Here is a 1,898-nt window from a genome sequence, read left to right as displayed (position 1 = left end):
CCGCGACCCCATGCGTGACAGGCATGTATTCTAACCAACTGAACTACCAAACCTCTGCGTTATTGCCTCACTGAACTTTTATTGCTAAAAGTGTTCGGCGATCTTGCAATTGCGGTTGCAAATATACAATCGTTTTTGATTTCTACAACTATTTTTTAAAAAAATAAATATCTAAATAATAATTCTAACCAAACATTTGTTTTTCAACTAAATAGGTTGTCAAAATCTTTTCAAAACTTTCCTCAACAGCCACCGGAACATACTTAATTTTATTTTGAGCACAAGTCATGGCTAAAGTTTTGAAGTAATCGGTAACCTTTTCTTCGTAAACTTCCTTAATTGTATCAGCAAAAATATTGATTTGCTCTCCTGTTTCTATATCGATGAACTTACGCGGCGCATTGTCAAAATTGAAATTGATTTCCGTTTTTTTATCGATAACATGAAAAACAACTACTTTGTGTTTGTTGTGTTTTAAATGTTGCAAGGCATTAAAAAGGGCTTCTCTATTGCCTGTTTGAAACATATCGGTAAACAAAATAATCATAGAACGACGATGAATTTTTTCGGCAATTTGATGTAAAAACGTAATTGTGTCGGTATTTTTTGAAACTTTAGGTTTTTCTAAAAGCTCTTCCAGTTTGCTCAAAATCATTCGGTGATGACGATCACTCCCTTTTTCCGGAGCATAATATTCGAAAGTATCCGAATAGACACTTAGCCCAACAGCATCACGTTGTTTCTTCAATAAATTCATCAAAACTGCCGATGCTAAAACTGAAAAACCAATTTTATTGTGATAAAAAGGTTCGCCATTCTTCAACTTTGGATAATGCATGGAAGAAGAATTGTCAATAATCAAATGACAACGAAGATTGGTTTCTTCTTCATATTTTTTGGTGTATAACCTATCAGTTTTGGCAAATAATTTCCAATCGATATGCTTGGTACTTTCGCCCGTGTTATAAACTTTATGCTCAGCAAATTCGGCAGAAAAACCATGAAACGGACTTTTGTGCATTCCGGAAATAAAGCCTTCTACCACTTGATTGGCTAGCAATTCAAGATGCTGAAAGCCGGAAACGAGTTCTTTTTGTTCTTCAATCTTCATAGCTCAAATATAGGGATTTGAAAATTTGAAAATTTGAAAATTTGAAAATATTTATCCTAAAAACTACTATACTTGAATTTACCCCCAAAGAGAGCTAGCTAACAGGTAGCGAGGACAGTGGTCTTAAATTTCCTAATTAAAGAAAATGAGGTGCTACCATAAAAAAAGCCCAACTTGTGTTGAGCTATTATTTATTTATGATAAGATTCCTTGTTACCTCAAAATGACAAATCGGTATTACAACAATGCATCAATAGCATCCGTATATGTTTTCTTTGGAGCAACGCCAACCTGACGACCAACTACTTCTCCATTTTGAAAAACTAAAACGGTTGGAATATTACGAACACCGTACTTTGCAGCAAACTCCTGATTGGCGTCAACATCAACTTTTCCAACTATTGCTTTTCCTTCATATTCAGTTGCGATTTCATCTATTACCGGTCCGACCATTCTACAAGGTCCACACCAAGCTGCCCAAAAATCAACCACTACCGGTTTACTTGATTTTAATACTACTTCATCAAATGTAGCATCTGTTATTGCTAAAGCCATATTTTATATTTTAAAATTATCGTATTTATTTAATAGCAAAATTAGACATTTTATTTCAGTTTGTCATGATAAAAAATCAGTTTTGGCTATAAAATCATTGTCTGAACTGATACTTAGTTCAGGCTGAATCTGACTTTCATTTTCTCCAATTCGATTAACAATTCTTTGGATATTTTGATTTTCAATTTTCTGCTTGGCAATGAAACTTTGGTCATAATTTTAATTTCTTCTT

2 protein-coding genes are annotated in these 1,898 nt (G+C 33.6%); both read right to left on the bottom strand.

Going from position 1 to position 1,898, the window contains the following annotated elements; all coding sequences use genetic code 11:
- Positions 1-184: 184 nt before the first annotated feature.
- Positions 185-1,111: a DUF58 domain-containing protein gene (locus ACOYLP_RS11850; protein ID WP_422856376.1), complete on the bottom strand. Its 927-nt coding sequence runs from the start codon at positions 1,109-1,111 to the stop codon at positions 185-187.
- A 237-nt stretch (positions 1,112-1,348) separates the two neighbouring features.
- Positions 1,349-1,666, bottom strand: coding sequence for a thioredoxin (gene trxA, locus ACOYLP_RS11845; protein ID WP_422856375.1), 318 nt, complete (start codon positions 1,664-1,666; stop codon positions 1,349-1,351).
- Positions 1,667-1,898 lie beyond the last annotated feature (232 nt).

Origin of the sequence: Flavobacterium sp., from assembly GCF_049318325.1 — a bacterium.
Lineage (GTDB): Bacteria > Bacteroidota > Bacteroidia > Flavobacteriales > Flavobacteriaceae > Flavobacterium.
Note: the sequence above shows the minus strand (reverse complement) of the source record. Positions and strands in the feature narration are given on the sequence as shown.